Source organism: Kitasatospora sp. NPDC024654 (genome assembly GCF_055559155.1).
Window position 1 is genome coordinate 1 of sequence record NZ_JBVHLF010000090.1, and the last position, 25,704, is coordinate 25,704.

At 69.9% G+C, this 25,704-nt stretch carries 23 protein-coding genes and 4 pseudogenes; 13 read left to right on the plus strand and 14 right to left on the minus strand.

Annotated elements, in window-relative coordinates:
• Nucleotides 1-85: 85 nt before the first annotated feature.
• The gene (locus tag ACZ38L_RS32630) at nt 86-574 is read right to left on the minus strand and encodes a hypothetical protein (RefSeq protein WP_465700205.1); all 489 of its coding nucleotides are present in this window, start codon (nt 572-574) and stop codon (nt 86-88) included.
• 472 nt (nt 575-1,046) lie between these two features.
• Between ACZ38L_RS32630 and ACZ38L_RS32635 the strand changes: the two are divergent.
• Both ACZ38L_RS32635 and ACZ38L_RS32640 read left to right on the plus strand, forming a co-directional pair.
• Nucleotides 1,047-1,442: pseudogene (locus ACZ38L_RS32635) on the plus strand (hypothetical protein); the annotation flags it as partial.
• Between the two features lie 3 nt (nt 1,443-1,445).
• Entirely contained in the window at nt 1,446-1,595 is a 150-nt protein-coding gene (locus ACZ38L_RS32640; RefSeq protein WP_465700254.1) for a hypothetical protein, read from the plus strand.
• Here the strand turns inward: ACZ38L_RS32640 and ACZ38L_RS32645 are convergent.
• On the minus strand, nt 1,576-1,794 hold the full coding sequence (locus ACZ38L_RS32645) for a 2'-5' RNA ligase family protein (RefSeq protein ID WP_465700207.1): 219 nt from the start codon (nt 1,792-1,794) through the stop codon (nt 1,576-1,578). The genes ACZ38L_RS32640 and ACZ38L_RS32645 overlap by 20 nt on opposite strands.
• 136 nt (nt 1,795-1,930) lie before the next feature.
• On the opposite strand from ACZ38L_RS32645, the gene ACZ38L_RS32650 reads away from it, so the two are divergent.
• From ACZ38L_RS32650 to ACZ38L_RS32665, 4 genes and pseudogenes are all read left to right on the plus strand, one after another.
• Nucleotides 1,931-4,315, plus strand: coding sequence for a penicillin acylase family protein (locus ACZ38L_RS32650; protein ID WP_465700209.1), 2,385 nt, complete (start codon nt 1,931-1,933; stop codon nt 4,313-4,315).
• 51 nt (nt 4,316-4,366) lie between these two features.
• Nucleotides 4,367-4,477, plus strand: a pseudogene (locus tag ACZ38L_RS32655) (GNAT family N-acetyltransferase); the annotation flags it as partial.
• 30 nt (nt 4,478-4,507) lie between these two features.
• Complete coding sequence (locus ACZ38L_RS32660) at nt 4,508-4,690, plus strand: hypothetical protein (protein ID WP_465700212.1); 183 nt, start codon at nt 4,508-4,510, stop codon at nt 4,688-4,690.
• A 194-nt stretch (nt 4,691-4,884) separates the two neighbouring features.
• Entirely contained in the window at nt 4,885-5,058 is a 174-nt protein-coding gene (locus ACZ38L_RS32665) for a hypothetical protein (protein ID WP_465700214.1), read from the plus strand.
• A 171-nt stretch (nt 5,059-5,229) separates the two neighbouring features.
• On the opposite strand, the gene ACZ38L_RS32670 is transcribed toward ACZ38L_RS32665, so the two are convergent.
• The 4 genes from ACZ38L_RS32670 to ACZ38L_RS32685 all read right to left on the minus strand — a co-directional run bounded on the left by ACZ38L_RS32670 (nt 5,230) and on the right by ACZ38L_RS32685 (nt 11,612).
• A complete protein-coding gene (locus ACZ38L_RS32670) occupies nt 5,230-5,511 on the minus strand; it encodes a hypothetical protein (protein ID WP_465700257.1) in 282 nt (93 codons plus the stop codon).
• Nucleotides 5,418-6,005 carry a hypothetical protein gene (locus ACZ38L_RS32675; protein ID WP_465700216.1) on the minus strand — a complete coding sequence of 196 codons (588 nt, stop codon included), beginning with the start codon at nt 6,003-6,005 and terminating at the stop codon, nt 5,418-5,420. The genes ACZ38L_RS32670 and ACZ38L_RS32675 overlap by 94 nt, the downstream gene beginning before the upstream one ends.
• Before the next feature lie 443 nt (nt 6,006-6,448).
• Nucleotides 6,449-9,166 (minus strand): winged helix-turn-helix domain-containing protein, encoded by a 2,718-nt coding sequence (locus ACZ38L_RS32680; RefSeq protein ID WP_465700218.1) that lies wholly within the window; start codon nt 9,164-9,166, stop codon nt 6,449-6,451.
• Nucleotides 9,167-9,182: 16 nt separating this feature from the next.
• The gene (locus ACZ38L_RS32685) at nt 9,183-11,612 is read right to left on the minus strand and encodes a winged helix-turn-helix domain-containing protein (protein WP_465700220.1); all 2,430 of its coding nucleotides are present in this window, start codon (nt 11,610-11,612) and stop codon (nt 9,183-9,185) included.
• 357 nt (nt 11,613-11,969) lie between these two features.
• On the opposite strand from ACZ38L_RS32685, the gene ACZ38L_RS32690 reads away from it, so the two are divergent.
• The 5 genes and pseudogenes from ACZ38L_RS32690 to ACZ38L_RS32710 all read left to right on the plus strand — a co-directional run.
• Entirely contained in the window at nt 11,970-13,385 is a 1,416-nt protein-coding gene (locus ACZ38L_RS32690) for an alpha/beta fold hydrolase (protein ID WP_465700222.1), read from the plus strand.
• A gap of 598 nt (nt 13,386-13,983) precedes the next feature.
• Nucleotides 13,984-14,349: a TopoII/MutL transducer domain-containing protein gene (locus ACZ38L_RS32695; RefSeq protein WP_465700224.1), complete on the plus strand. Its 366-nt coding sequence runs from the start codon at nt 13,984-13,986 to the stop codon at nt 14,347-14,349.
• 724 nt (nt 14,350-15,073) lie between these two features.
• Nucleotides 15,074-15,238 carry a hypothetical protein gene (locus ACZ38L_RS32700; protein WP_465700226.1) on the plus strand — a complete coding sequence of 55 codons (165 nt, stop codon included), beginning with the start codon at nt 15,074-15,076 and terminating at the stop codon, nt 15,236-15,238.
• A 300-nt stretch (nt 15,239-15,538) separates the two neighbouring features.
• Nucleotides 15,539-17,587, plus strand: a complete 2,049-nt coding sequence (ligA, locus tag ACZ38L_RS32705; protein ID WP_465700228.1) for an NAD-dependent DNA ligase LigA — start codon at nt 15,539-15,541, stop codon at nt 17,585-17,587.
• Nucleotides 17,588-17,842: 255 nt separating this feature from the next.
• Nucleotides 17,843-18,027 (plus strand): annotated as a pseudogene (locus tag ACZ38L_RS32710) (helix-turn-helix domain-containing protein); the annotation flags it as partial.
• 33 nt (nt 18,028-18,060) lie between these two features.
• Here the strand turns inward: ACZ38L_RS32710 and ACZ38L_RS32715 are convergent.
• The 5 genes and pseudogenes from ACZ38L_RS32715 to ACZ38L_RS32735 form a co-directional block, all read right to left on the minus strand.
• Nucleotides 18,061-18,297, minus strand: coding sequence for a hypothetical protein (locus tag ACZ38L_RS32715; protein ID WP_465700260.1), 237 nt, complete (start codon nt 18,295-18,297; stop codon nt 18,061-18,063).
• 62 nt (nt 18,298-18,359) lie between these two features.
• Nucleotides 18,360-18,701 (minus strand): hypothetical protein, encoded by a 342-nt coding sequence (locus tag ACZ38L_RS32720; protein WP_465700230.1) that lies wholly within the window; start codon nt 18,699-18,701, stop codon nt 18,360-18,362.
• Nucleotides 18,702-18,704: 3 nt separating this feature from the next.
• A pseudogene (locus ACZ38L_RS32725) lies at nt 18,705-18,812 on the minus strand (glycosyltransferase family 25 protein); the annotation flags it as partial.
• A gap of 170 nt (nt 18,813-18,982) precedes the next feature.
• Nucleotides 18,983-19,504 (minus strand): phosphopantetheine-binding protein, encoded by a 522-nt coding sequence (locus ACZ38L_RS32730; RefSeq protein WP_465700232.1) that lies wholly within the window; start codon nt 19,502-19,504, stop codon nt 18,983-18,985.
• A 194-nt stretch (nt 19,505-19,698) separates the two neighbouring features.
• Nucleotides 19,699-21,216: an FAD-dependent oxidoreductase gene (locus ACZ38L_RS32735; protein ID WP_465700236.1), complete on the minus strand. Its 1,518-nt coding sequence runs from the start codon at nt 21,214-21,216 to the stop codon at nt 19,699-19,701.
• Between the two features lie 115 nt (nt 21,217-21,331).
• Between ACZ38L_RS32735 and ACZ38L_RS32740 the strand changes: the two genes are divergently transcribed.
• Together ACZ38L_RS32740 and ACZ38L_RS32745 are read left to right on the plus strand one after the other, a co-directional pair.
• A complete protein-coding gene (locus ACZ38L_RS32740; RefSeq protein ID WP_465700238.1) occupies nt 21,332-21,826 on the plus strand; it encodes a MarR family winged helix-turn-helix transcriptional regulator in 495 nt (164 codons plus the stop codon).
• A 346-nt stretch (nt 21,827-22,172) separates the two neighbouring features.
• Complete coding sequence (locus ACZ38L_RS32745; protein ID WP_465700242.1) at nt 22,173-22,709, plus strand: GNAT family N-acetyltransferase; 537 nt, start codon at nt 22,173-22,175, stop codon at nt 22,707-22,709.
• Nucleotides 22,710-22,854: 145 nt separating this feature from the next.
• On the opposite strand, the gene ACZ38L_RS32750 is transcribed toward ACZ38L_RS32745, so the two are convergent.
• The 3 genes from ACZ38L_RS32750 to ACZ38L_RS32760 form a co-directional block, all read right to left on the minus strand.
• Nucleotides 22,855-23,304: a HEAT repeat domain-containing protein gene (locus tag ACZ38L_RS32750; RefSeq protein WP_465700245.1), complete on the minus strand. Its 450-nt coding sequence runs from the start codon at nt 23,302-23,304 to the stop codon at nt 22,855-22,857.
• Nucleotides 23,301-24,551 (minus strand): IS256 family transposase, encoded by a 1,251-nt coding sequence (locus ACZ38L_RS32755; protein ID WP_465700251.1) that lies wholly within the window; start codon nt 24,549-24,551, stop codon nt 23,301-23,303. Before ACZ38L_RS32755 ends, ACZ38L_RS32750 begins: the two co-directional genes overlap by 4 nt.
• A 202-nt stretch (nt 24,552-24,753) precedes the next feature.
• Nucleotides 24,754-25,704 (minus strand): transposase (locus ACZ38L_RS32760; protein ID WP_465700248.1); only part of this gene is annotated, 951 nt, incomplete at its 5' end.

Genomic DNA, 25,704 nt, shown 5'->3' on the forward strand with positions numbered 1-25,704 from the left:
CTCACCGATCGAGTTCGAACAGCAACACCACACGCACGCTAGACTCTCACACGCAGCATGAACCCCTGTGTCCACGTTCCGGGGGTCACCTCACCGCGTCATGGACCCGATGGTTGGGGCGGAACCCGTACGAACACGGGAGGAATTCCGCCTCGAAGATCGGCTCCAGCACCAGCTTCAAGGACGCCTGGACCACCCGGTCGCGGATCGTACTGATCCCCAGGCGGCGGCGCTTGGCCGTACCCGGCTTCGGGATCAGCTGCTCCCGCGCCGGAAGCGGCTGGAAACTGCGGTCCTTCAACGAGGTCCGCAGCGCGTCGAGAAACACCCCGACGCCCGGCCGCATCGCGATGGACGAGGCCGTATGGCCGTCCACCCCGGCAGTCCTGGCACCCTTGTTGCCCCGAACCCGGTCCCATGCGATGAGCAGGAACGCGGGGTCGGCCACGAGGTTCATCAGATCGTCGAACCGCCGATGAGGATCGGCCACGGCCCAACGGTGCAGCTTGGTCTGGATCTCCAGCACCCGGCGCTCGGCCTTGAACAAGGCCCACTCCAGCTCGTCGGTGTTCACCAACGCCCTCCCGGCATTCCAGCATCCTCCCTGCTCGACTTGCTGGCCCCCTTCGCCATGTGCGCGCCTCTCGCGCGCCCGGACTACTACAGGGCCTCCGCCCCATCCCACGACCGTCAGCCGGCAACGAGCCTGCCCACCACCGGACTGGAGGTCCGGCGGGAGGGCGACCGGGGATGGTTCCCACGTTCCCTACGCATCGTTCGGCCAGGTCGGCGTCCAGCTATACCCCGGCAGCATCGCCACGCCTACGCCGCAGGCATTCAACGTGGCCTCCTCATCGCCAACATGAATCGGCTTCGGAGTTGACCCGCCTACTCAAATCGGGTCACGCACTGCATTCCGGCCCATATCCGCCAGGTTGGAGCCGGAGGCAAGGTTACGGAGCTTCCACCACTGGTTCACTCGCGTTACGCCTTCTGACCTTGCTTGCCGGGCCCGGACCGTCTGGCAGTGCCGACCCGTCCCGACGTTGTCGAGGCTGCTTCCCGCCCTCCCCGGCGATCCCCGGATCGGGCTGCCTCCAGCTTCAACCGGACCGCTGCGACGGCCCCGTGGTGGAGCCCTTCCATCCCCACACGATTACGTAGAACCTCGTGGCGCACCATGTTGCTCTTGCCACTCACGACCTGGACTGCTTCCTCCGGGACTCAACCGTCCCAGTATCAGGCTGTCCAGATCAGTAGGGGAACTTCAGCCACCGAGACCAACGGGTGCCTGCACACCGCCCCAGGTTCCCAGCAGCTCGGCTACCTGCCGATCGAGAAGGAGCCGGCGAACGGCACCGAGCGCGGCCGCGCCGACCAGGCAGCCGACTTCACCCCCCGAGACCACCGTCCCCGTGCCGCTGCGCGCCGGCTGCGCTGTTCTCATGGACAGTCGCCTGGTGCACCGCTCCGGCACCAACACCAGTAGCGGCGCCCGCATCGGGCTGAACGTCCGCTACACCGCTCCGGACGGCATCCTGCGGCGCGACCCCAAGAGCCCCGGCATCGTGCCGATCAGCGGCACGGGCTGGTAGAGGGAGAGGAGAGCACCACCGTGACCATCCTCGACACGCTCGACCTGACGACCGCGGTGACCCGCGTGCGCACCCGGCGCGCCGGGTACCCGAGCGCCGCCTGCGCCAGCCCCTCCCGCAGCGCCGGCAGCTGCTCCGGCGCCACCTCGCCGAGGAAGACCAGCGTGAGGTGCCAGACCTCCGGCACGAAGAGCCTCATGCCCCCGTTGTCCGCCCGCGGGTGTACGTCCACAGCCCGGGCCCCTGACGCGTCCCTTAGCCCCACAGGCGGATGCCGACCGTGCACCGCCCGGGGCACGGTGGATCCCATGCGGAATCTGATTCAGCGTCACACCGTGCGACGTGCACGCCGGCTGGCCGTCCTCGTGGCCGCCCTGTGCACCGCCGCGACCCTACCCGCCACCGCACTGGCCGCCGCCCCCGTCCCCGCCACCGGCGACAGCCTGAGCGGCCACGGCTACTCCGTCGACATCCGGCGCACCGAGTACGGCATCCCGCACATCCTGGCCGACGACTACGGCAGCCTCGGCTACGGCTACGGCTACGCGTTCGCGCAGGACAACCTGTGCGAGCTCGCCGACCGGGTGGTCACACTGCGCGGCGAGCGCTCCCGGTACTTCGGCCCGACCGGCACCCCGTCCGCCGACAACCCCGATGTCAGCAACCTGGACAGCGACACCTACTACCAGGGCCTGCGCCGCGCCGGCACCGTCGAGCACCTGCTGGACCATCCGGCGCCGCTCGGCCCGACGCCGGAGCTGCGCCGCCTGGTCGACGGCTACGTCGCCGGCTACAACCGCTACCTGCGCGACACCGGCGTCGCCAAGCTGCCCGACCCGACCTGCCAGGGCAAGCCCTGGGTCGTCCCGATCACCGCGCAGGACATCTGGAACCTGGAGTACGACATCAACGAGCTGGCGGGCGCCACCGGCTTCGCCGGCGCGATCGCCGACGCGACCCCGCCGGCCGCCGGCAGACCCGCCGCGCCGCACCTGCCGGCGCAGCCGTCACACCCCGGCGCCGATCACGAACTGGGCAGCAACGCCTGGGCGTTGGGCCGCGACGCGACCCAGGGCCAGGACGGCATGCTGCTCGCCAACCCGCACCTCGACTGGTCCGGCGGAAGCCGCTTCTACCAGGTGCAACTGACCATCCCCGGCACCCTGGACGTCTCCGGCGCCGGCCTGGTCGGCACCCCGCTGGTCGAGATCGGCCACACCGAGCACCTCGCCTGGACCCACACCACGACCTACGCGCAGCACGCCTCGCTCTACCGGCTCACCCTGACGCCCGGCGACCCGACCAGCTACACCGTCGACGGCAAGGTCGAGCACATGCAGCGGCAGACCGTCCCGGTCACCGTGCGCAACCCGGACGGCACGCTCACCACCGTCACCCGGACCCTGTGGACCTCGCGCTACGGCCCGGTGCTCGCCTACGACTGGACGAGCGGCTACGCCTACGCACTGCGCGACGCCAACGCCGACAACCTGCGCTCGATGAACGAGTGGCTGGCGATGGATCGGGCGCAGAGCCTGGACCAGCTGCGCGCCGCCCAGCGTGCCTACCAGGGCATGCCGTGGACGCACACGGTCGCGACCGACAGCAGCGGCACGGCGTACTTCACCGACTCCTCGGTGGTGCCGGACCTGACCGACGCCCAACTCGCCCGCTGCACGCTGCCCGGCGGCGGCGACCAGCCGGACGGCGCGCTGGACGGCTCGACCACCGCCTGCGACTGGGGCACCGCCCCGGACGCGATCGTGCCCGGCATCCACGGCCCGTCCGCCTGGCCGCGGTTGACCCGCACCGACTACGTGGCCAACTCCAACAACGGCCCGTACCTGACCAATCCGGCCGCTCCGCTCACCAACCTCGCCGGCGGCTACAACACCGACCAGCAGCTCGCCCCACGGCCGCAGCTCGGCCTGCGGATGATCGCGCAGCGGCTGGACGGGACGGACGGCCTGGGCGCCCCGGGCTTCACGCTGCCGACCCTGCAGGCGACCATGCTCGGCGACCGGGACTACACCGCCGAGCTGGACCGCGCGGACGTGGTGGCGCTCTGCCGGGCGCACCCGCAGCTGACCGCCACCGACGGCAGCCAGGTCGACGTCCGGGCGGCCTGCGACACGCTCGCCGCCTGGGACGCCCGCGGTGACCTGAACAGCCGCGGCACCGCGCTCTGGACGCAGTTCTCCCGGCTGCTGTTCAACGCCTGGCCGCAGACCTGGTGGCGGGTCCCGTACGACCCCGCGCAGCCGCTCACCACTCCGCGCGGTGTCAACAGCGAGGACACCACCGCACAGCACGCGCTCGCCGACGCCGTGCAGTGGTTCGCCGCCAACCACCTGCCGGTGGACGTCACGCTCGGCGAGACGCACAAGTGGGACGGCATCCCGGTGCCCGGCTGCGACGACGTGCAGGGCTGCTTCAACGCGGTGACCGCCACCGCCGACTCGGGCACCACCGGCGCGGTCTACCCGACCTGGCCGCAGGGCTACGCCAACGGCTCCAGCTTCATCATGGCCACCGAGCTGACCGCCCAGGGCCCGCGGACCCGCACCCTGCTCACCTACGGTGAGTCGGTGAACCAGCGCTCGCCGCACTACACCGACCAGACCGCGCTCTTCTCGGCGAAGCAGTGGGTCACCGAGCGGTTCACCGAGGCGGAGATCCAGGCCGACCCACAGCTGCGGGTGACGGTGCTGCACGGCTGACCCGTCACCGTCGGGTGACAGGTCATCAGCGGGTGGGGTAGAACGGATCGTATGAAGATCCGTACGGGCGGGCGCCGGAGGACGTGCCCGCCGTCCTCGCCCTGCTCGACGGCGCCGTCGCCTGGCTCACCGCCGCCGGGCGTACCGGCCAGTGGGGCAGCGTCCCCTGGTCGGCGCGCCCGGAGTTGGCCCATGAACGGCGAGGACGGCGTCTACCTGGCGAGATGGGCGGACCGCGTAGGGATGCTGGTGATCGGGAACGGTCCGACCCACGCCGGCGCGGACGGAGCCCGGCGCCCCGACCCGCGGGTCGAGGAGATCGACGCGGGCATCGCTGCCGCGCTGGCCAGGATGGTGTCCCACCGAGTGGTGTAGCCGATCAAGGCGGCAAAAGCGCAGTTCACGACCGGAATCCCGGCTTCGGGAACCCAGTCTGGGCTGACAAGGCGTCAGCCTGTGGGCTTCAGTCCGAGGGCGCCGTCCGGTCTCCCGGCAGCTGCGCACCTGTGAAGCTTTGAGGCAAGATCGGCTACACCACTCGGCGGGACACGACCCTGGCCAGCGGTGACGTGGACGGATTCTTCCCGGACGTGGACGGGGGCCTCGCTCGTGAGCTGGGGGTGTCTGGTCGCTCGCCCTGGCAGCTGCTGGACGGGGCCGACTGGGACCTGACCACTCACCATCTCCTGTACGCCGAGACCGTGGACAGCGTCAGCTGCTTCGTGGCGACCTGGTCACCCTGAAGCACCGGCCTCAGTAGTTGTGCTCGCGTCATGCAAGACGATCTGCCGGAAGGGCAGAGCTCGGATGTCTGTGGATCGGTTCCGGGAGGGACGCGGAGGGCGTACCTTCCCGATTGGTGACTGGTTCGGTGGTCCTGCACACTGAGTTGATCTTGGCGTCCAACTCGTTGATCATTGGAGATCGTGTCCGAGACCCCGCCACTGCCGAGTTACGCGGAACTGGTCGCGCTCGTTGGCGAGTTGCGGAGCGAGCTGGCGGCGGCCCCGGCGGAGATCGCCGAACTGCGTGCGGAGAACCATCCAGACCGTGAAGAAGGCGCCCACGACCAGCGCGCTCACCGCGAACAGGAAGCCCTGGATCATCTGCAGGCTGCCCTGCTCGGCGGTGTAGCCGTCGATCGCGCTCGGCGCGTCCGAGCGTGGTACGGCCGCGGTGTTCTGCGCCCGGTCCACGGCGGCGAGGTCGGCGCCCGGGCCGGTGCTGACCGACGCTCGTTGAGTTCGGCGATCAGGTGCGCAGCGTCGACGGCCTGCGCCGAGGAGAGCACCTCGAGCGTGCGGGCCTCGTCCAGCCAGTCGGCCCACTCCTGGGCCGAGTACGTCGGGTACCCGGTCTCCTCCCAGGCTCCGGGGATCGGCGGTGCGACGGTGTCGAGGGCGGCCAGCGTCCCTCCGACCCAGCGGGAGACTTCCAGGGCCAGCGGGACCGGCGGGTGAGATCCGGTGATACGGACCAGCGCGCGGGCATAGGTGCCGTCCCCGGCCGGAGTCCACATGCCGATTCGCTCTCCGGGAGTCGCAGGCGCAACACCGGGCATCGCGACGCCCGCAACAAGGGCTGCCTGTTCAAGGCTCGCGGCACGCTGTACCCGGTCGAGCCACCAGGCTCCGGCTGGCCGGGCGGTCTTGATGACCCACGGCCCTCGCTCGGTGTCCACGGCGAACACCGGGTTCGGATCGCCCGGTTTCAGGTTCGCCGCTGGCCCTGCGGCTGCCCCCAGGTCAAGCAGTTCGACGAGCTGATCGACTCACAACACCATGTCCTCAGAAGATGCGGTCCGCGCGCACTGGTGGCGACTCTGCTTGGAGCTTTCGATCAGCATCGCAGAGTCGTGGAAGGACGGCGAAGGGATATTCCTGCCTGCTGACCTCAGCTCATGACGATCCTCCGGTGTGCGGCCTACGGGCCTGACCAGGCTCTCGGCCGGGCATACAGAAGAAGTGAAGAAATGGCAGCGATACCGCGCCAGCCGACCCGAAGCCGAAGACCGCCTGGTCCGAGCGCGCCCTATTCGCGGCGCTCGCCCGGATTCGCCGAAAATGCTGCGCGCGCATCGGATCGCGACGCCGGGGCGCATCCGGCCGCAATCGCAGAAAGTCGTTCACTAATTCAGGTCTCTACCGTAGGCGCCGTAGCCGCTGGTCCAGGGCCGAGCAGGCCCAGGCAGCGGGCTCGTTCGACCGCCTCGGCCCGCCGGTGGGCGTCGAGCTTGACGTAGAGGTTTCGCACATGGGTCTTGACGGTGTTGAGCGAGATGGAGAGTTCCTCGGCGATCTCGGGCGCGGTCAGGTTCGTCGGCAGATAACGCAGAACTCTCAATTCAGTCTTGCTGAGCGGCTCGTGCAGGGGCTCGGGTCCGGTGGGCGACGAGGAGGCCGCACATGTCGCCAGCAGGCTCGTGAGCTCGGCGACCAGTGCTCCGTGGCTCGTGCGATGCCCCGAATGACGCATCAGCAGGTCCGTGATCGGATGCAGGAGGAAAGCCGTTCGCACACCGCTGGTCTCGGCAAGGTCCAGTGCGCGCTCCAGGGCACGTCCGGAAGCCCGGTCGCCGAGGCGGTCTCGGGCGATCGCGTCGGCCAGGAGGGCTTGAGCGCGCCAGGAGTCATGAAAGACGCCCATGTATTCGGCCGTGCCGTCGACGGCCGGGGCCAGCGTGTCGATCGCTGCGCGCGGCTCGTTGCGGGCGAGGGCGAGCGCAGCGGCGGCGACTCGCATCTGTCCGCAGCCCTTGAGCTGCTCGTCGAATTCGGCAAGGGCCTGTTCGGCACGTTCCAGCTCCCCGATCCGTACGAGCGCGAGTGTCAGCAGTGCCCTGATCGGGACCAGCAGGTAATGCGGCGCGGTGAGGTCGTCGGCCAGTGCCTCGGCGGATCGAAACGCCGCAAGCGCCTCGGCGTGCCGGCCGCGGCTGACCTCGAGCAGACCACGCGCATAACGGACTCCGAGGGTCGCCGACGGATCAGTCTCCGCGCGGATCACGCTTTCAGCCCGCCGAACGCAGTTCTCTGCATCCGTCAGGCGGGCCTGCCAGGCGTACGAAACGCCGAGGGTCACGCAGGCGACGCCGGCGGCCGGCTCGCTGGTCCAGCCGTGCCGCCGGGCAAGCTCCATCGCTGCGCGGCAGCGCTCGCCGGCGCGTTCGGGCATCCCCTGCGTGGCGCATACCCCGAGGAAGGCGAGGTTCGTGAACTCCAGGTAGGGCCGACCGATGAGGCGAGCGAGATCAAGGCTCTGCTGGAGGTGGCCTTCGGCGTCGGCGAAGTGCCCGGCCCACACCTGCGCGATCCCGAGGCTGTTGAGGGAGAGTGCGTGCAGATCCGCGCTCAGGGTGGGCCACTTCGAGTCGGGATTCTCGGCGAGCGCACGCAGGAGCGACACTTGCTCGGCGACGGCCGAAAGGTTTCCACGCTGGCGGGCCAGCACCAGCCGCACGGTCCCGAGCAGCATCTGGAACTGTCCGTTTCGAGCGGCAGGCACCGACACCGCCGACCGTTCGGCCCAGCCCAGATGTTGCTCCGCCGATTCCACCAGGCCCTGTGCCACCGCGTCCGAGGCTGTCAGCGCGGCCAGTTCGGCATCGGCTGCGCGTTCTTCAGGTGAGTAGAAGCCCACGAGCAGCTCATGGGCGACGGTGGCCTTCCCATCGAGGTGCAGTCCGGTCCAGTGATCGGCGAGCAGCCGGGCAGCCGGCTCCCGGTCTCCGGCGGTCTGGGCGTGTCGGATCGCCTGGACCGGGTGCCCGTGTCGGGCGTACCACTCGGCCGCCGAGCGATGCAGTTGCGCGATCTCGGATGACGCGGTCCGGCGCAGCTCCGACTGGAGAAAGTCGGCGAAGAGCCGGTGGTAGCGAAACCAGGTACGGTCCGCGTCCTGAGCGACGATCAATGCGTTGGTCTGCTCGAGATCCAGCAGTACCCGCTCCCCGCCCCGGTCCCCGGTCAGGAGGTCGGCCAGGTCCCCGTTGACCGACTCCAGGACAGATGTGCGGAGAAGCAGCCTTCGAATGTTCCCTGGCTGTCCATCGAGGACTTCGTCGAGCAGGTACTCGGCGACGGTTCGTTCACTCCCGGAGAATTCGAGCGCCAGGCGTTCCGAATCCGGCCGTCCCGCCAGGGACAACGCCGCCAGCCGGAGTCCGGCCGCCCATCCCTCGGTGCGCTCGTGCAGCGATCGCGTCCCCGGGTCCGACAGTTGCACGCCCGCCCCTGTCAGCAGCTCCCGGGCCTCGGGCAGGGTGAAGCGCAGATCGGCGGCGCGGATCTCGCAGAGCGCGCCGTCCAGACGTACCCGATGCAGGCCCAAGCGCAGATCGTGGCGGGTGGCGAGGACGAACCGGAGCTCCGCCGCCCCGCGCAGCACCAGCAGTTCCAGCTGGCGCAGCGCATCCGAGCCGTCGAGTTCGTGCACGTCGTCGAGGACCAGCCAGATCGGATCCCGTAGCTGTGCCAGGTCCTTGAGAAGCGTTTCCACCAACTCCCAGCCGTCAAGGTCCGGCGCCGCGGTCACCGCCCGCACCACCTCGGCACCCGTCGCCGTGCTGCGCAACGCGGCGACCACGGAAAGCCAGAACCGCTGTGGATCACGCTCTTCACTCCCCATGGTCGCCCAGCCGACCCGGTTCGCCCCGCGGTCCGCCTCGCCGCCGACCCACGTTCGCAGCAGTACGGTCTTGCCGCTGCCCGGCGGCCCCGACACGACGGTGACCCGCGCTGACGCACCGATCCGTGCGACCAAGGCCGGGCGGGCGATGATTCCGGCCTTCGCGGGGCGGGTGACGTATCCGGGTGAGCGGGCCGGTCCGTCCACGCTGTTCACGATCAGCATCCTCGCACGCGAATCGTCAGCGCGGGATCGCCGACGGGGCGATCAAGCCGAGTTCGCGGGCGCGGGTGACGGTCTCCGCCCGGGTGTGGGTAGCGAGCTTGGCGTACAGGCTGCGCATATGCGTCTTGACGGTGTTGCGCGAAACGCACAACTCGTCCCCGATCTGCGGCGCGGTCAGGTTGGTCGGCAGGTAACGCAGAACCCGGATCTCGCTCTCACTCAACGCCTCGGACGGAGTTTGCGGCTCAGCAGCCCCGCTACGGGAAGGCGGAGTCCGCCCGGCCAGCAGGCTCCGAATCTCCTCGATCAGACGGGAATGCGAGGTGCTTCGCCGAGTGTGCCGGTCCAGCAGGTCCACTACCGGGTGCAGCAGGAACCACAGCAGCGCGCCGCCCGCTTCGGCGTGCTCCAGCGCCCGTTCGAGGGCGAGGCCGGCGCCAGGCCCGTCGCTCAGCGCCTGCCGAGCGCTCGCCTCCAACAGGAAGGCCTCGACCAGCCAAGACTGCCGCTCCTGATGGGCTGAACCTGCAAGAGCCGGAGCGAGTTCGGCGATCGCTGCGCGCGGATCGTCCTGGGCCAGGCGCAGGATCGCGGCGGTGACGCGGATCAGACCACTGCCCCGTTCCCGCTCGCCGAGCTCCGTGAGGGCTCGTTCAACCTGATCGGTCTCGCCGAGCCGTATCCGTGTGCGCAGAAGCCAGGCACGCACGGGTCTGACGAACGGATGCGGCGTGGTCATGCGGCCGGTCAGCACCTCGGCGGCCAGGAACGTGGTCAGCGCCTCGGCGGCGCGTCCGCGCGCCAGTTCGAGTTGGCCGCGGATGAACAGCGCCGCCAACGACGCCACGGCCTCGACCTCCGGTCCGACCGTCAGACCGGCGCGCCGCAGGCACACCTCGGCCTCGGCGAGCCGGCCCTGCCAGGCCAGCGCGCCGGCCAGCGCCACCCCGGCGACTCCGACTGCGGTCTTGTCCGTCCAGCCGTGCCGCTCAGCCAGTTCGATGGCCCGGCGGGAGTCGTCCTCCGCCTCCGGCAGTTGACGGGTGGCCTCGATCGCCGACTTGTAGGCGAGGCCGGTGAACTCGAGGTACGGCCTGCCGATCCGGCGGGCCAGCGCGATGCCCTCCTCCAGATGCCGCGTCCGCGCCGGCCCGCCCGTCCAGCTGTTCGCGTAGCCGAGACCGATCAGAGCCACCGCGCGCAGTTCCTCGCTCAAGCCGGGGTGCGCAGCCTCCGGGGATCCGGCCGTCGCGTTGAGCCGCTCGGCCTCCTGTGCCTCCGCCGCCAGGTCTCCGCGTTGGCGGGCCGTCAGCAGCCGAACGATGCCGAGCAGCAGCTGGGCCCGTCCGCGCCGGGCGGTCGGTACCGATTCCATGGCTCGCTCGCTCAGGGACACGTACAGTTCGGTCGCCTTCAGCGACCCGTGCGCCAGTTCGTCCGCCGCGGTCAGAGCCGCGAGCTCGGCGTCGGCTGCGCGCAACCCGCCGGGGAATCCGCCGAGCAGCTCGTGGATGACCGTGTCCCGGCCGTCGAGATACAGGCTTGGCCAACGGCTGACGAGCAGTTGTGCCGCCAGGTTCCAGTCACGTGCTGCCTGGGCATGGCGGATCGCCTCGACGGGATGGTTGCGCGCGGCGAACCAGCTGCTCGCGGTCCTGTGCAGCACCGCGACCTCGCCGGGTTCCGAACGGCGCAGTTCCAGTGAGAGGAGCGCGGCGAACATCGGGTGGTAGCGAAATCGGGTCAGGGCCGCGTCGAGGGACATGACGAAGGCACCAGCACTCTCCAGGTCCCGCAACAACCGCTCCCCGATGACGCTGCCGGTCAGCGCCTGAGCCAACTCCCCGTTGACCCACTCCAGGATCGAGGTGCGCAGCAGCAGCCGGCGGACCTCCTCGCTCTGTCGCTGCAGCACCTCGACGAGCAGGTACTCGGCCACCGTCCGTTCGCTGCCGGAGAACTCCGCAGCGAACCGCTCGGGGTCCGGATGCCCGGCCAGGGACATCGCCGCCATGCGCAGTCCGGCCGCCCATCCCTCGGTCCGCTCGTGCAGCGCCATCGATGCCGACTCCGGGAGGCTCAGGCCCGCCGCCGCGAACAGTTCCCGTGCCTCAGCCGGACTGAACCGGAGATCGGCCGCCCGGATCTCGGCGAGGTCACCCTCCAACCGCAACCGGTGCAGGCCGAGCCGCACGTCATGCCGTGAGGCGAGAACGAACCGCAGGCTCGACGGTGCCCGCATCACCAGCAGTTCAAGCTGCCGTACGGCCACCGGTCCGAGCTCGTGCAGGTCGTCGACCACCAGCCACAACTGCTCCCGCAATGGTGCGAGCCCCATCAGCAACCGCTCGACCAGAGCCCATCCGTCCGCGTCCGGCGCCGCCGAGGCGGGTTGAATCAGCCCCGTACCCGGAGCCGTGCGCCGCAGCGCGTCGACCACGGACACCCAGAACCTCTGTGGATCACGCTCATCCCGCCCAGCCGTGACCCACGCGACACGATCGCCCAGGCCTGACTCCTCGATCCACGAACACAGCAGTGTCGTCTTCCCGCTCCCGGCCGGGGCCGACACCGTCGTGACCCGCACCGCCTCACCCAGCAGCCCGGTCAGTCCCGGTCGCGCCACCATTCCAGCCGCAGCCGGAACGCCTGCGACGCCCCAATCAGACCCGTAGAGCTCACGCACGCGATCCTCCCACGGCATGTTGAATCACACGAACAGGGTGATGCCCCGTCACCCTGCGCCCGAAAAGGATGTCGCCCATCCAGACCCAAGACGTCAGCACGTAGAAGGAGCCATCGCATGTCGTCCACGCCATCCGGAGCGGCGTCCAGCCCCGGTTCCCGAAGGTCGCTGCTGCGCGCAGGCGTACTCGGCGCAGGTAGCGCCGCACTGCTGGCGACCGGAATCACCAGCGCCACCGCGCTCGCCGCGACCGCCTCGACCACCACCGCCTCTCCCCAGCCGTTGCAGAACCTGTTCACGCTGAGCGACCTCGACTTCGACACGCTCTTCGCCTTCGGCGGCACGGGATACGGCTCCGCCGAGTTCGGCGAGCTGGTCACGGCGGTCAACGCGATCAACGCGGCGGGCGCGTCGTACCAGACGTACTACGACACCTTCCTCTCCCTCGCCCAACGCATCGACGCACAGGCCGGCCAGGAGCTGGCCGCCGGGCACACCCCCAGCGCCCGCGCCGCCTACCTGCGGGCCGCGTCCTACTACGACCTCTGTCTCTACTTCATCCTCGGCACGAGCGCGCGGGCGAACGAAGCCGGCGCGTATGCCGCGATGCGGCGTTGCTGGAGTCTGTTCGCCGAGCTGTCCGCCCCGCCCTTCGAGCCGGTCCGCATCCCCTACGGCGACAGCTGGCTGCCGGGCTACCTGCTGCGGCCGGACCACCGGCCGATGCGTCGACCGACAGTGATCCTCAACAACGGCGAGGACGCGCAGAACGTACGGATGTGGGCGTTCGGCGCGGCGGCCGCCCTCGAACGCGGCTACAACGCCCTGATCTTCGAAGGCCCAGGGCAGGGCTCGATGCTGTTCGAACGGCAGATCCTGTTCCGCCACGACTGGGAGAACGTCGTCACGCCGGTCGTGGACTATCTGCGCTCACGGCCGGAGGTGGACCCCGCACGCGTCGCCCTGAGCGGGTCGAGCCTCGGCGGCCTTCTCGTCGTCCGGGCGGCCGCCTTCGAACACCGGCTCGCCGCCGCGGTCGCGGACCCCGGATTCCTCAGCCTCTGGGAGTCCTGGCAGAACCTCGAGACGAAGATCACCGATCTCTTCGCCGACGGAGCCACCAAGGAGCAGATCAACAGCATCTGGCAGCAAGACTTCATCCCGGCCATGAGCGACGTCGAGCGCTTCGAGGTGGTGAAGGCGGCGGAGGGGTACGGCAGGCAGATCATGCTGTCCGCGCGCGCCGGCCAGGTGTTCACCGACCTCTACGACCTCGGCACGACCCTGATGCAGTTCACCGTGGCCGACGTGGCGAGCCAGGTCACCACGCCCACGCTCGTCACCACGTACGAAGGCGACCAACTCGTCATGCCGACCCCCGGCCAGGAGAACGAGGTCTACAACCTGCTGCGGTGCGACAAGCAGCAGCGCACGTTCACCACAGCCGAGGGCGCGCAGCTTCACTGCGGGCCGATGGCTCCCCGGCTACGCAACCAGGTCGTCTACGACTGGCTCGACGGCATCTTCTCATGATGGGGGGTCAAGGGGGCGCAGGTTCAAATCCTGTCGTCCCGACCAGCGTTTTCGCAGGTCGGAGGCCGTTTTCACTGTGAGGTGGGAGCGGCCTTGACGCGTTTTCGGGGAGGTCGAGGGAGAAGGTCCAGGTGCCGTGATCGGGGTCGGTGGCGAGCTTGGGGCAGCTGGCTCCGAGCTGTTTGCCTTGCTGGTCGCGGCAGCCGCACCGGCGGAAGACGTGCCCGGCGTGGGCTGCGGAGCGCATGGTGATCGCCCCCAAAGGGAGTCGTACAAATCGCCGTGCCCATGCTCTCGTGCTGCGGATCGAAGGTCGAGCAACCCCGCACTCACTCCGCTCTCATCAGGGAACCAAAAGGTGGTCTGACCTGGGGCGATCCCTTGGCGCGGCGACAAGTGCGTCGGCATCTCACCCCACTTCCGAACCCGACGGCATCTCCGCACCGCCGCCGAACACCGCTTCGAGATGACCGTCCGCTTCACGATCTGGGACCACGCCACCAAGAACATCGGCTCGCCGGCCGCGGCCTGACCCCAGGCCGGCACCCGGCCCCAGCACGAGCTGACACACCATCAGACAACCACCACCCCGGCCAACGTGACAGCGCCGGTCCAAGGCTTCGCCAACTGCCGACCCACCCATGGCGGCGGCACGCACACGGTGGGCTTCCGCGACGGTGTGGCGGCCGCGGTCAACGCGTACGCACGGGGGCGGCGCCTGCTGACAGCCGCGGACCCCGATCTCAGCTTCGACCGGATCGGCGAGGGCCTGACGGCGGTCGTCTCGGTGAAGCTGGACCACCCCGAGTTCGAGGGCGCCATGCGTGACCGGCTGGGCAACGTCGCAGTCCGCGCCTGCGTCGCACAGGCTGTCCGGGAACACCTCGCCAGGTGGCTGGAGGAGAACCCGGAACAGGCCGCGCCCGTCATCGACCGGATCACCCAGAGCACGCATCGCGACTGACCAGCAACAGACCGCCCCTCCGGTTCCTGGAGACGTCATACCCAGGAGCTGGAGGGCGGGATGGCCTCGCGGATCAGCGTGACCGTCCGTGCCGCGGTCAGCCGACCCTGGGCGGAGCCGATCGTCGGCCGCGGTGAGGAAGGGCGTGGTGGCCGGGGTGGGACTGACAACGGCAGTAGGGCGGCGGAGGCGATGGCCGCACGGCCCGCGTTGAATCCATCAGAGCGGCGCGGAGGCTGTCACAACCCACCTATAGGCTGATAGCGGACTGATGGGGGAGGGTGGTTCGGGTGTTAGTCGCCCAGTGGATGCCGCATACCGGCGAGCATGTGGGGTCGATCTCGACAGGGCCGGCTCTGGCCTGCCTCGCGGTCGGGGGCTTGGCTCTGGTTGCGGGTGCGGCGGCAGCGCAGGCGCATCGAGCGAGCGACTCGAAGGGTCCCAGCGACTCGAAGGGTGCCGGAGGCATCGGTGGCGGGCTCCTCGGGCTCGGCCTGGGCCTGTGCGCCTTGGGTGCCGTCATGCTGGTCGGGCATCAATCCGAGGACCGTCAGACGAGCGTGACCTGCAGACGGCCGGGCAGCGGATCGCCGGCGTAGCAGTCTCGTTGGCCGAAAGCTGCGTCTCGCCCGTGCCGGAACCTACATGGCTGCTGCCCAGTGGAGGGCCCACGATCACTATCCCGTGCAGTACCTCGCCGCGCGATGGCCTGGAGAATCCGGCGATGCTGGACGTGCTGGAGCCCTACCAGGTGGAGGAGGCGGCCTCCTTCAAGACGAGCGGGCTGGTGACCATCACCGACCCGAAGAGCGGCAAGCAGGTGTGTTTGACGGTTCCGGACACGGTCGACGGTGCGACGAGCGTCGTCGACGGGCCCTGCCACGGCTGAGCGCGAACGTTCACGCATTGTCAGCCACGACAAGTACGGCAGCCACAGCGGGCGGACCGCCCAACGGGGACGACCGTCGATTCCGCCACCGACCCACCCACAAGCCCAGCAGGACATCGTGGTCGGCCCGAACGGCGCGTTCGAACGCCCGAGCCCTCGCCGTCTTCGAGGCTGCCGCAAACGTCTGACCTTCCCGGCCCTGGCCACAGGCGACTGGCACCTGTCCTGACCTGCGACCAAAACGCGATGGGCTGCTCGCCGTGCGTCGTCCGCAGCCTGTTGTCAGTGAGTGGCGCGAGGATGGTGCGCATGATCGAGAACGCCGTGCTGCTGTCGCCTGCCGACTACCGTGATGCCGTTGAGAGCGCCGTGAGGGCGGCCGCCGCCTACTACACGGACGGGGCCACCACGCTCGGGGACGACGAGTACGACGCCCTGGTGCGGGCGATCGAGGCCTACGAGAGCGCGCACCCGGACGAGGTGCTGCCCGACTCCCCGACCGGTAAGGTCGCCGGCGGGGCGGTGAGCGGGGATGTGCCGCACAGCGTGCCGATGCTGTCCCTGGACAACGTCTTCTCCGCCGGGGAGCTGGCGGACTGGGCGGAGAGGCTGGAGCGCCGGCTGGGCCGCCCCGCCCAGGGCTTCTGTGTCGAGCCGAAGCTGGACGGCCTCGCGGTCGCCGCTCGCTACACCGCCGGCCGCCTGCGCCGGCTGATCACCCGCGGCGACGGCCTGGCCGGCGAGGACATCACCCACGCCGCCGATGCGATCCTGGGACTGCCCGCGCTGCTCACCGAGCCCGTCGATGTCGAGGTCCGGGGCGAGGTCCTGTTCACCAACGACCAGTTCGACCAGGCCAACCAGGTCCGCACCGCGCACGGCGCGACCCCGTTCGCCAACCCGCGCAACGCGGTCGCGGGCACGTTGCGGGCCAGGGACCGCCCGTACCGGATCGAGTCGACGTTCTTCGGCTACGACGCCATAGGCCTAGCAGAGGGCCTCGGCCACAGCGTGCTGCTGCGGCACCTGGCCGAGCTCGGCACGAACACCGCCGCCAGTACCGCGGCCCACCCGGCACACTGCGCGAGCGTCGAGGAGGCCCAGCAGCGCGTCGAGGAGATCGCCGCGCTGCGCGCCGCGCTGCCGTTCGGTATCGACGGGGTGGTGATCAAGGCCGATGCCGCCGCGGACCAGGAGCAGGCCGGGGCCGGGTCCCGGGCGCCGCGCTGGGCGGTGGCCCGCAAGCTGCCGGCGGTGCACAAGGTGACCCGGCTGCTGGACGTCGAGTGGAACGTGGGCCGCACCGGCATCATCGCCCCGCGCGCCGTGCTGGCGCCGGTGGTCATCGACGGGGTGACCGTCACCTGCGCCACGCTCCACAATCCCGCCGACATCACCCGGCGCGACCTGATGCTCGGTGACCAGGTCTTCGTCTACCGGGCCGGCGACGTGATCCCGCGGGTGGAGGCACCGTTGGTGGATGAGCGCACCGGCGCCGAGCAGCCGATCGTCTTCCCGGAGGTCTGCCCGCGGTGCGGGGACGCGATCGACGCCACCGAACAGCGCTGGCGCTGCGTGCGCGGCCGCAACTGCCAGGCCGTGGCCAGCATTCGCTACGCGGTCGGGCGCGACCAGCTCGACATCGAGGGGCTCGGCGGCACCCGCGCCGTCCAGCTGGTCGAGGCCGGCCTGGTCACGGACATCGCCGACCTGTTCACCCTCACTCGCGAGCAGCTCCTCGGGCTGGAGCGGATGGGCGAGATCAGCACTGACAACCTGCTGGCCGCGATCGAGACCGCCCGCAGCCGGCCGCTGAACCGGGTGTTCTGCGCGCTGGGGGTGCGCGGCACCGGCCGGACCATGTCCCGCCGGATCGCCGTCCACTTCGGGTCGATGGCCGCGCTCCGCGCCGCCGACGCCGAGGCGCTGGCCCTGGTCGAGGGCATCGGCGCGGAGAAGGCCCGGGTCATCGTCGCTGAGCTCGCCGAACTCGGCCCGCTGCTGGACCGCCTGCTCGCGCAGAATGTCGGCACCGCCCGGACCACCCCGACCGCGGCCGCGACTGCCACCATGGCCACTGCGGGCGCGACCGCGGCCGGCCCGCTGGCCGGCGAGGCGGTGGTCGTTACCGGCAGCATGACCGGAGCGTTGGCCGCGCTGTCCCGCAACGAGATGAACGAGCTGATCGAACGCGCCGGCGGCAAGGCCTCCGGCCCGGTGTCGAAGAAGACCACCCTGCTGGTCGCGGGAGAGAAGGCCGGCTCCAAGCGAGCCAAGGCCGAAGAACTCGGCATCCGCATCCTCACCCCCGAAGCCTTCGCCGACCTCGTCGCCGACCTGCTCACCTGACCGCTGCTCCACCAGCCCCCTGAACCGGCAGCGCTCCCGGGCCCCCGCAGCGCCTGCGGGTTCAGGGACCCGGCCGCCCGCAGCAGCAGCACCACTCCGCCATCCTCGATCGCCTCCATCAACTTCGAGGCAGCGAAGGTCAGTACGTTACTGTGCGCCCGTGACGACTCCCAGCACCGAGTGGATGGAACCAAAGGCGCCCGGCCGTTCTGGTCAGGGCTCGATGAACGGCAGGGACACCGTGGCGAGCTTGGTCTGCAGGTTGATGTCGCTGGTCGCCATGTAGCAGGCCGAGCCGTGGTGGCGGGACTGCAGGAGCAGGCTGGAGGCCGGTTCGAGGCGGGCGGGAAGACCGCGGTGATGCCCGGGACTTGCGGGTCAGCGAGCGGTCGGTGGAGCGCTGGCGGCGGGCCTGGTGTGGGGGTGGCATGGATGCCCTGTGCTGCGAGTGTCCCGAGGCCGCCCGGGGTCGGTCACTCACGCAGCAGGTGGGCGGTGTTCAGTTCGGTGAGGGTGAGTCGGATGACGGCGGTGTCGGCCGACGGGTGGGTGCGGGTGACGGCCGTGGTGAGGTCGGTGAGGTGGAAGACGGTGGCGCACAGGGGGCTGAGGAGGTGTCCCTGCTCGGCGTGCTCGTTGTAGACGGCCAGGCGGCCGTCGGCAATCTGCTTGACGCGCAGCCCGTCGCGGCGGGCTCGGGGGGCGTTCATTGGGGGCGCTACTTTCGGCACCCCGCACCGCTGTGCCGGGTTCGGTTCACGGGGCGAACTGGTCACGCAGATCCTCTGGCGCCAGGTGGATCTGGTCGGCTTGGACGGCGATGAGGGACGGTGCGGTAGCAGTCGGGCCGGTCCCAGCGGGCCAGGTACTGGTCGATAGCGCTGTGGCGCTGGATCCAGGCGGTCATGTCTTCGACGGTGTCGGGCAGTTCGCCGAGCAGGTGGGTGAAGACGCTGAGGTGGTAGGCGATGGCGTGGGCGGTGGTGATGCCGGTGACGGCTTCCAGGTGGTGGCAGCCCTCGGCGCGCGGGAAGGTCCGGCCCCAGTCCACGCCGCCGAGGTAGAGCAGCGACCACGGCCGTTCCCCGAGTTCGGCCAGGGCGCGGCGCAGCACCCAGGCGGCGCCAGGGAGGAAGACGGCGTCGTCCTCCAGTACGAGCAGGGTTTCCAGGCCGTCGGTGTGGGCCTGCTGGATGGCGTGGCGGTGGGAGAGGGCGCAGCCGATGTGGTGGTTGCCCGGTGTGGCGGTGGACTCGTTCGGGTGGGATGCCGAGGGCGGTCAGACGGCCTTGCATCGCTTGCCAGCGGTCGGGGCGTTCGTCGAGGTTGATGCAGGTGATGCCGTCGAAGGCGTTGAAGGGGTTACGCGTCCCGGCCTGGTAGTCGGCCAGCCACTTACCGACAGCGGTGTTGGCCCTTCCGTGTGAGACGGCTGGCTCCCCGGCTCGTAGCCCATCTGCTGGAGGATCCAGTCGGTGAGCCGGCGGCGGTGGGCTTGAGCCACAGCACGGCGGTGTTGATGGACAGTCCGAGGGAGCGTTGGAGTCGCTGCCTGAGCTGCATGGCCGCCAGGGAGTCCAGGCCGAGCATGACCATCGAGGTGGTCGGGGTGATGTGCTGGCCGGGCGCGTTGAGGATGTCGCGGACGATCTCGATGACATGTGCGTGCAGCAGCGTACGGCGGGTGGTGTCGTCCGGGGCCGCCAGCAGGTCATCGACGAGTACGGCCCCACCGTCGCCTGCGGTGCGCGCGGTCTCGGCGAAGAACGCGGAGCGCGCTGCGTGTGGGTACGGGGCCAGCCACTGGTCCTGGTCGATCGGGGAGTAGCTGATGTGTCCGTAACCGGCATCGAGGATGCGCCGGAGCGCGTCGACGCCGTCCGCCGGGCTGATCATCGTGAATCCGCGGTCTGCCATGTTCTGCCCCGCGCCCACGTGTGCCCAGGCTCCCCACTGCACGGCCGTGCCGGGCAGCCCCTCGGCCCGGCGACTTGGAGGGGCGGTGGGAGGACCGGCGTATGCGTTTGGTGATGTCGCCTTGTCGGCGTTTGAGCTGGACTTTTTCGTGGGTGCCGCGCGTGGATGACTGCCGCTTGGCCAGAGCTGGAGTGTCACAGGCCGTGCGGGGTGGCCAGGGCGAGCACGGCGGCCAGGTCGCAGGTGGGGCGGCGGGCGGCGATGTAGCCGTCGGGGCGGATGAGGGCGAGTTCGCCCCTGGCGGTGTCGTAGGCCTGGTGGGCGTGGCCGTTGATGTCGATCACCGTGTCGGGGCTGGTGGCGGTCGGATCGGTGGTTACGCGGAAGACCCGCAGGCCGGAGGGGGGTTGGTTGGCCGTCATGGTTCCGAAGGAGAGGAGCGTCCAGTGCGGGCCGCGTTGCAGGTCGAACAGGCGCACGGGGTGGCCGGTGGCGGCGTCCTGGCAGGGGGCGTCGGGGGCGCGGCCCCCCGCATCTGGGCCGTCGGTGAGCGGGCTGTCGGGGTAGGCGATGCTCAGGCCGGTGGTGAGGTCGTCTGTCAGTCCGCGTTGCGCGGATGATCCGTCGCCCTCGCTCGCCGCGCGCATCACCTTGTGGAGCCGGGCGGTGCTGTCACGGAGTACGGCCTGGGCGATGGGGCGGCGTTCCTGTTCGTAGGTGTCGAGCAGGGTGGGGTCGGCGCCGGCGAGGACGGCCGCGAGTTTCCAGCCGAGGTTGTAGGCGTCCTGGACGCCGGTGTTCATGCCCTGGCCGCCGGCCGGCGAGTGGATGTGCGCGGCGTCTCCGGCGAGGAAGATCCGCCCTGCGCGGTACTGGTCGGCCAGGGCCACGTTGATCTTGTAGAGGGAGAGCCAGTCGGCGTCCTGGATGCTCACCTCGGGCATGCCCGTGCAGGCGGCGAAGATGCGACGGAACAGCTCCAGGGACGGCGCTTCGGGTTCGGCCTCGTCGGCGGGGATGGATGCCTGGAACTGCCACAGGTCGGTGCCGGGCAGCGGGAAGAGGGAGAGGATGCCGTGCTCCCGGCTCGTCCACAGGTGCTGGCAGTGGCGGGAGAGGCCGTTGATCCGGACGTCGCCGAGGTGCCAGCGCTGGTCCGGGTGAGAGGTGCCGTTCAGCGCGATGCCGGCCTGCTTGCGGACGGTGCTGCGTCCGCCGTCCGCACCGACGGCGTACCGGGCACGTATGGTGCGCTGCTCCGCTGCGGTCTCGACTGTGGCCGTGACGCCGTCAGCGTCCTGCTGGAGACTAGTCACCGCGGTCCCCCAGTGGATGGTTCCGCCGAGTTCGGTCAGGCGGTCGCGCAGGATCTGCTCGAACTTCGGCTGGGAGAGCCACACCGGCGGATAGGGGGCGTCGGGCGCGGGCGTACCGCCGGCGACCTCGACAGCCTCGGAGACCGCCCGGTCGCGGTCGTAGTGGCGGGTGGGGATGTTCACCGCGCCCTCCTTGAGGACACGCTCGATCACGCCGAGGTCGTCGGCGACCTCCAGGGTGCGGGGCTGGATGGTCTTGGCGCGCGAGGCGGTGCTCGGCTGCTCGGCGCGCTCGACGAGGCGGAAGCTCACGCCGCGCCGGGCCAGCTCACAGGCGAGAGTCAGGCCGGTGGGGCCGGAGCCGATGATGAGGACGTCGAGCGAGGGCTCGTTCATGGCGTTAATTACCTACCTTAGGTATCATTTCCGAAGGTGAGCTGGGCCGCTGTCGGCGGCTGGGTCCAAGGATGACAATATACCTAAGTTAGGTATCCATCAAGGGAGTTGGGGCGTGAACCCGAGAAGCGACGCGACCACAGGGCTGTTGCCGCGCATGATGCAGCTCAGGGCCCTACTGAACCGCGGGCAGCTGTACGAACGAGCCACCGAGGCCGCCGAGGTGACGCTGGACCGGCCCGCGATGACGATCCTCGTCACCCTTGACACCGCCGAACGCCCGCTGCGGGTCGGTGAGATCGCCACCCGCATGCAGGTCGTCGGGCCCCACGTCACCCGGCAGCTCAACAACCTGGAGAAGCGGGGAATCGTCAAGCGCGTTCCCGACCCGGACGACCAGCGGGCCCGCCTAATCGCCCTCACACCGTCCGGGCAGCACCTCGTCGACCGCTATACAGCAGTCATCAACGGCTGGTTCGCTACCGCCCTGACGGAATGGCCCGCCAAAGACCGCAAAGAGTTCATCCGCCTGCTCGGCCGCATGGTCGACGACCTGACAGCCCAACTCGACGCCGTCGTCGACGGCAGCACCGTCGACGACGAGGGCTGATCACCGACGCCTTTCCCGGCCCTGACGTCAGAGCGTTCGCACCATCGCCCCCGGCGTACCCCATCCTCGTCCAGGCGCGTGACCCGATCACCCCTACACGCCACCGTCGGAGCCATTGTCAAGAGTTGTGGATCGGGTCGTTCACGCCGGCGACGTTGTCGCTTGGGTCGAGAATGTGGGGGTGCGGGTCAACGCGTCCAACCGGGTACAGCCGAAGGTGCACAAGTCCAAGACGACGCTCAGCAATTGACCTCGGTGGTCCCGCACATCGAGCGTCCACGACCGGCAGGACCGACCGTGCGCCCCGTGGCACGACAGTGCGTTCGCCCGTGAGATGGTTGCTGTCATGACAGGTGGCGCGACTCCGGGCAGCGAGATTGTACTCGAGACGACTCGCCTGCTACTCAGACCTTGGCGGGTAGCCGAGGCTGTCGTCCAGCGTGAGCTGTGGACCGAACGTGATCCACGAGTGCCGCCGCACCGCCGGATCGACGCGGACGGACACCCCACGGTCGCGGAGCTCGAGGATTCGATCCGCACCAACCAGCTGTGGTCGATTGGGTTGCTGGCGGTCGAGCGGAAGGCCTCTCGTGACGTCATCGGCTACTGCGGGCTGGTCGACAGCGGGCGAGGATCGACAGGGAAACCGGAACTGGCGTTCGAGCTGCTACGCCGAGTTTGGCGTCAGGGATACGCGACTGAGGCCTCGTTGGCGGTTCTGGAATGGGCGAGATCATCGGGGTACGAACGTCTGTGGGCCACGGTCTGGGACTGGAACACCGCTTCTCGCCGTGTGCTGGCCAAGGTCGGGTTCACCGAGACCGAGCGGAAGGAAGTGGACGCGGCGTACGGGACCACCCTGTTCACCATGAGACGGCTCTGACACACCCGATGTTTGGCCTTGCGGACCGCTCCGAGCAGTGCCGGCAGGCGTCAACTTTCCCATTCCGTCGGCAGAAGCGGATGCGCCACGCGGTCGATGCCGGGGCGCTGGGGACGGAACAGCACGACTGCCGCCGGCCTGCTAGTCAAGAGTTGTGAGTGAGGCCCTCCGACTCGGCTGCGGTGATCTCGGCTGCTGCGAGCCGGGCTACTTCGCGTACCTTTGGGTCGGGGTGCTGGAGGAAGGGCTCGATCAGGGGCCGGGCCTGCGGGGAGTGGGTGGCACCGAGGATGTAGAGAGCGTGTTCGAGGAGTTCGCGCTCCATCGTCGGCATGGCGGCCGTCAGTGGTTCGACGAGGTCCAGGGGCAGGCGGTGGTGGTTGAATGCCTCGCTGATCGAGTTCAGGGCGGACTCGCGGACCTTGGTCACCGATTCGTTGATGGCCAGGCTGACCAGGCGTGCGACGACCAGACGGGCGGTGTCCGCGTCGAGTGCGGTGCCGCGCAGGCGGTCCCCGAGGGCGTCGGCGGCGACATCGCGACGATCCGGATCGCGGTCGGTCAGCGCTCCAAGTACCGCAATCATGGCGTTCATGCCGCCACCTCGGACCGCTCGACCAGGACGCCGTTCTCAAAGCGTGCGCCGGCGCGGACCAGCGGGACGAGGTGGGCGCCGGTGATCGCACGCCAGCGAGCCTGGGCGGACTCGACGAGCTTGAGCACCATGGCCAAGGCCGCGGCCGGGCTCCCGGCGCCGCGGGTGACCTTGGTGCGGAGCTTGACGGTGGAGAAGGTCGACTCGATGGGGTTCGTGGTCCGCAGGTGGATCCAGTGCTCGGCCGGGAAGTCGTAGAACGCGAGCAGTTCGTCCCGGTCGTCGGTGATCTTCGCGACGGCCTTCGGGAACTTGGCACCGTAGGCGCGCGCGAAGGCCTCGATCGCCTTCTCGGCGTGGCTGCGGCCCTCCGCGTTGTAGATCTCCTGCATTGCCTTCGTCGCCCCGGGCTGTGCGGACTTCGGCAGGCAGTTGGTGACATTGCGGGCCTTGTGAACCCAGCACCTTTGATGCCGTGCGGCCGGGAACACCTCGGCGAGCGCCCGCCACAGGCCCATGGCACCGTCGCCGACCACCAACTCGGGGTCGCGCATGCCGCGCCGGCGGCAGTCTCGCAACAGGTCGGCCCACGACTCGGTGGACTCCCGAAGCCCCTCTGCCAGGGCGATGAGCTCCTTGGTGCCGTCCAGTCGGACGCCGAGCAGGACCAGGACGCAGGAGTGGGCCTGGCCGAGCCGGACCTTGGGGTGCACGCCGTCGGCCCAGACGTAGACGTAGTCGCGGTCGGACAGGTCTCGCTCCTGGAAGGCGGCGTGGTCGTCGCTCCACTGCTTGGTCAGCCGGGTGACGGTGGCCGAGGACAGGCCAGCGGTGCCGCCGAGGAACTGCTCCAGGGCGGGTACGAAGTCCCCGGACGACAGTCCGTGCAGGTAGAGCGGCGGCAGAACCTCAGAGATCTTCGGCGACTTCGGGCACCACGGCGCGAGAATCTTCGAGGAGAACCGCTTGCGCTCGCCGGTCTCCTCGTCGATCCGCCGGTCGTTCACCCGCGGGGCCCTGACCTCGACCGGGCCGGCCGCGGTGACCACCGACCGCGGCCGGTGGTGGCCGTTGCGGACCACCAGGCGGCGCCCATACTCGTCCTTCTCCGCAGTCAACTCGGCTATGTACTGGTTGACTTCCGCTTCCAGGGCGGCGGCGAGCATGCGGCGGGCTCCCTCGCGGACGATCTCGTCGATCAGGGAGCCGGACTGGGTGGAGCCGTCGGCAGTGACTACGCTGAGCAGTCGGGTAGCCGGGACGCATTGCTGCGTCCCGGCCCCCTCAGACCCGAATCCGCAGGTAGTGGCCGACGGCTGGTCAGTTGATCTCTGTGCTGGCCGTTGGCGCCGTTGCGGTGTGTCTGGGTAGGCGGACGGCCCGGCTGTCGTGCCGGGTGGGCGGCTTTCCAGGGCGGTTACGGTGGTGCGGGCCCAGTGGGGACGGTGGTCAGGCGGCCGGCAGGTGACGGTGGGCGCGGATCCTGGCCAGCGTGTTGGCGATCAACTCACCCGCTGCGGCGGTGAAGTGGAGTTCGTGGCGGCGGGCGGTGACCGTCCAGCGGGCGGCCCGGCGGATCAGCAGGCGGCGCACGGTGGCGATGCGACGGCGTGCCATGCCGAGAGGGCTGAGCATCCGCAGCCACGCGGACAGGTTGTAAGCCAGCAGCGCGCCCCACATCCACATGCTGTTGACCGCGTGGGAGGCAGAGGGCAGGTGGTTCAGCCCGGCGCCGTGGGCGGTGTCGCGGAACAGTTCCTCGATCCTGGTGCGGCGGCGGAACTCCCACTCCGCCAGCGCGAGCTCCTCATCCAGGTCCAGCTCCTCGTTGGTGGCGATGAACGAGTATGCGTATGCCTGGTCGGCGATGCCGTCCAGGACCAGGGCGAGCTGGTCCTTGCCGATCGTGCGCGAGCGGCGCGAGCGCGGGTCCGCGGACAGTTCGGCGGCGTCGTAGCGCACCCGGCGGGCGATCACACGGGTGCCGTCGGGCCAGCCCGCCGGAGTGTAGTCCAGCAGCGCGACCTGCGCGGTGGGGTAGTCCACAGCCTCGGTCCAGTCGTCCTCGTGCACGGCGGCCACCGCCCGCCACAAGGGCCGGCTGCGCGGGACCCCGAGGCGGAACAATGCCTCGCGGGCGACGATCTGCTCGGCGACCTCGCCCGCGTAGTAGCCCGAGTCGCCCTGGAAGAGGATCCGTCCGCTCGCCCCGGCCGCGCGCACCGCGTCCACCGCCCGGTCCACCTGGCCCGGTGCGTGGGTGCGGCCGTCCGAGCGGCCGTCCAGCAGGTCGGCGACCAGCACGGTGCCGGCCTGGGCCCAGTGCGCGGCGTGCACCCGCCCGGCGATCTCGCCCTTGTAGGAGCGGACGACCTGCTCCTTGCGCATCGAGTAGACCTC

Excerpts from the sequence above, each read along its gene's own strand:
- ACZ38L_RS32640 (WP_465700254.1), top strand. The coding sequence starts at position 1,446 with ATGGACAGTCGCCTGGTGCACCGCTCCGGCACCAACACCAGTAGCGGC.
- ACZ38L_RS32645 (WP_465700207.1), bottom strand. The coding sequence starts at position 1,794 with ATGAGGCTCTTCGTGCCGGAGGTCTGGCACCTCACGCTGGTCTTCCTC.
- ACZ38L_RS32660 (WP_465700212.1), top strand. The coding sequence starts at position 4,508 with ATGAACGGCGAGGACGGCGTCTACCTGGCGAGATGGGCGGACCGCGTA.
- ACZ38L_RS32680 (WP_465700218.1), bottom strand. The coding sequence starts at position 9,166 with ATGCTGATCGTGAACAGCGTGGACGGACCGGCCCGCTCACCCGGATAC.
- ACZ38L_RS32690 (WP_465700222.1), top strand. The coding sequence starts at position 11,970 with ATGTCGTCCACGCCATCCGGAGCGGCGTCCAGCCCCGGTTCCCGAAGG.
- ACZ38L_RS32700 (WP_465700226.1), top strand. The coding sequence starts at position 15,074 with ATGCTGGACGTGCTGGAGCCCTACCAGGTGGAGGAGGCGGCCTCCTTC.
- ligA (WP_465700228.1), top strand. The coding sequence starts at position 15,539 with ATGGTGCGCATGATCGAGAACGCCGTGCTGCTGTCGCCTGCCGACTAC.
- ACZ38L_RS32715 (WP_465700260.1), bottom strand. The coding sequence starts at position 18,297 with ATGAACGCCCCCCGAGCCCGCCGCGACGGGCTGCGCGTCAAGCAGATT.
- ACZ38L_RS32730 (WP_465700232.1), bottom strand. The coding sequence starts at position 19,504 with ATGGCAGACCGCGGATTCACGATGATCAGCCCGGCGGACGGCGTCGAC.
- ACZ38L_RS32735 (WP_465700236.1), bottom strand. The coding sequence starts at position 21,216 with ATGAACGAGCCCTCGCTCGACGTCCTCATCATCGGCTCCGGCCCCACC.
- ACZ38L_RS32745 (WP_465700242.1), top strand. The coding sequence starts at position 22,173 with ATGACAGGTGGCGCGACTCCGGGCAGCGAGATTGTACTCGAGACGACT.
- ACZ38L_RS32750 (WP_465700245.1), bottom strand. The coding sequence starts at position 23,304 with ATGAACGCCATGATTGCGGTACTTGGAGCGCTGACCGACCGCGATCCG.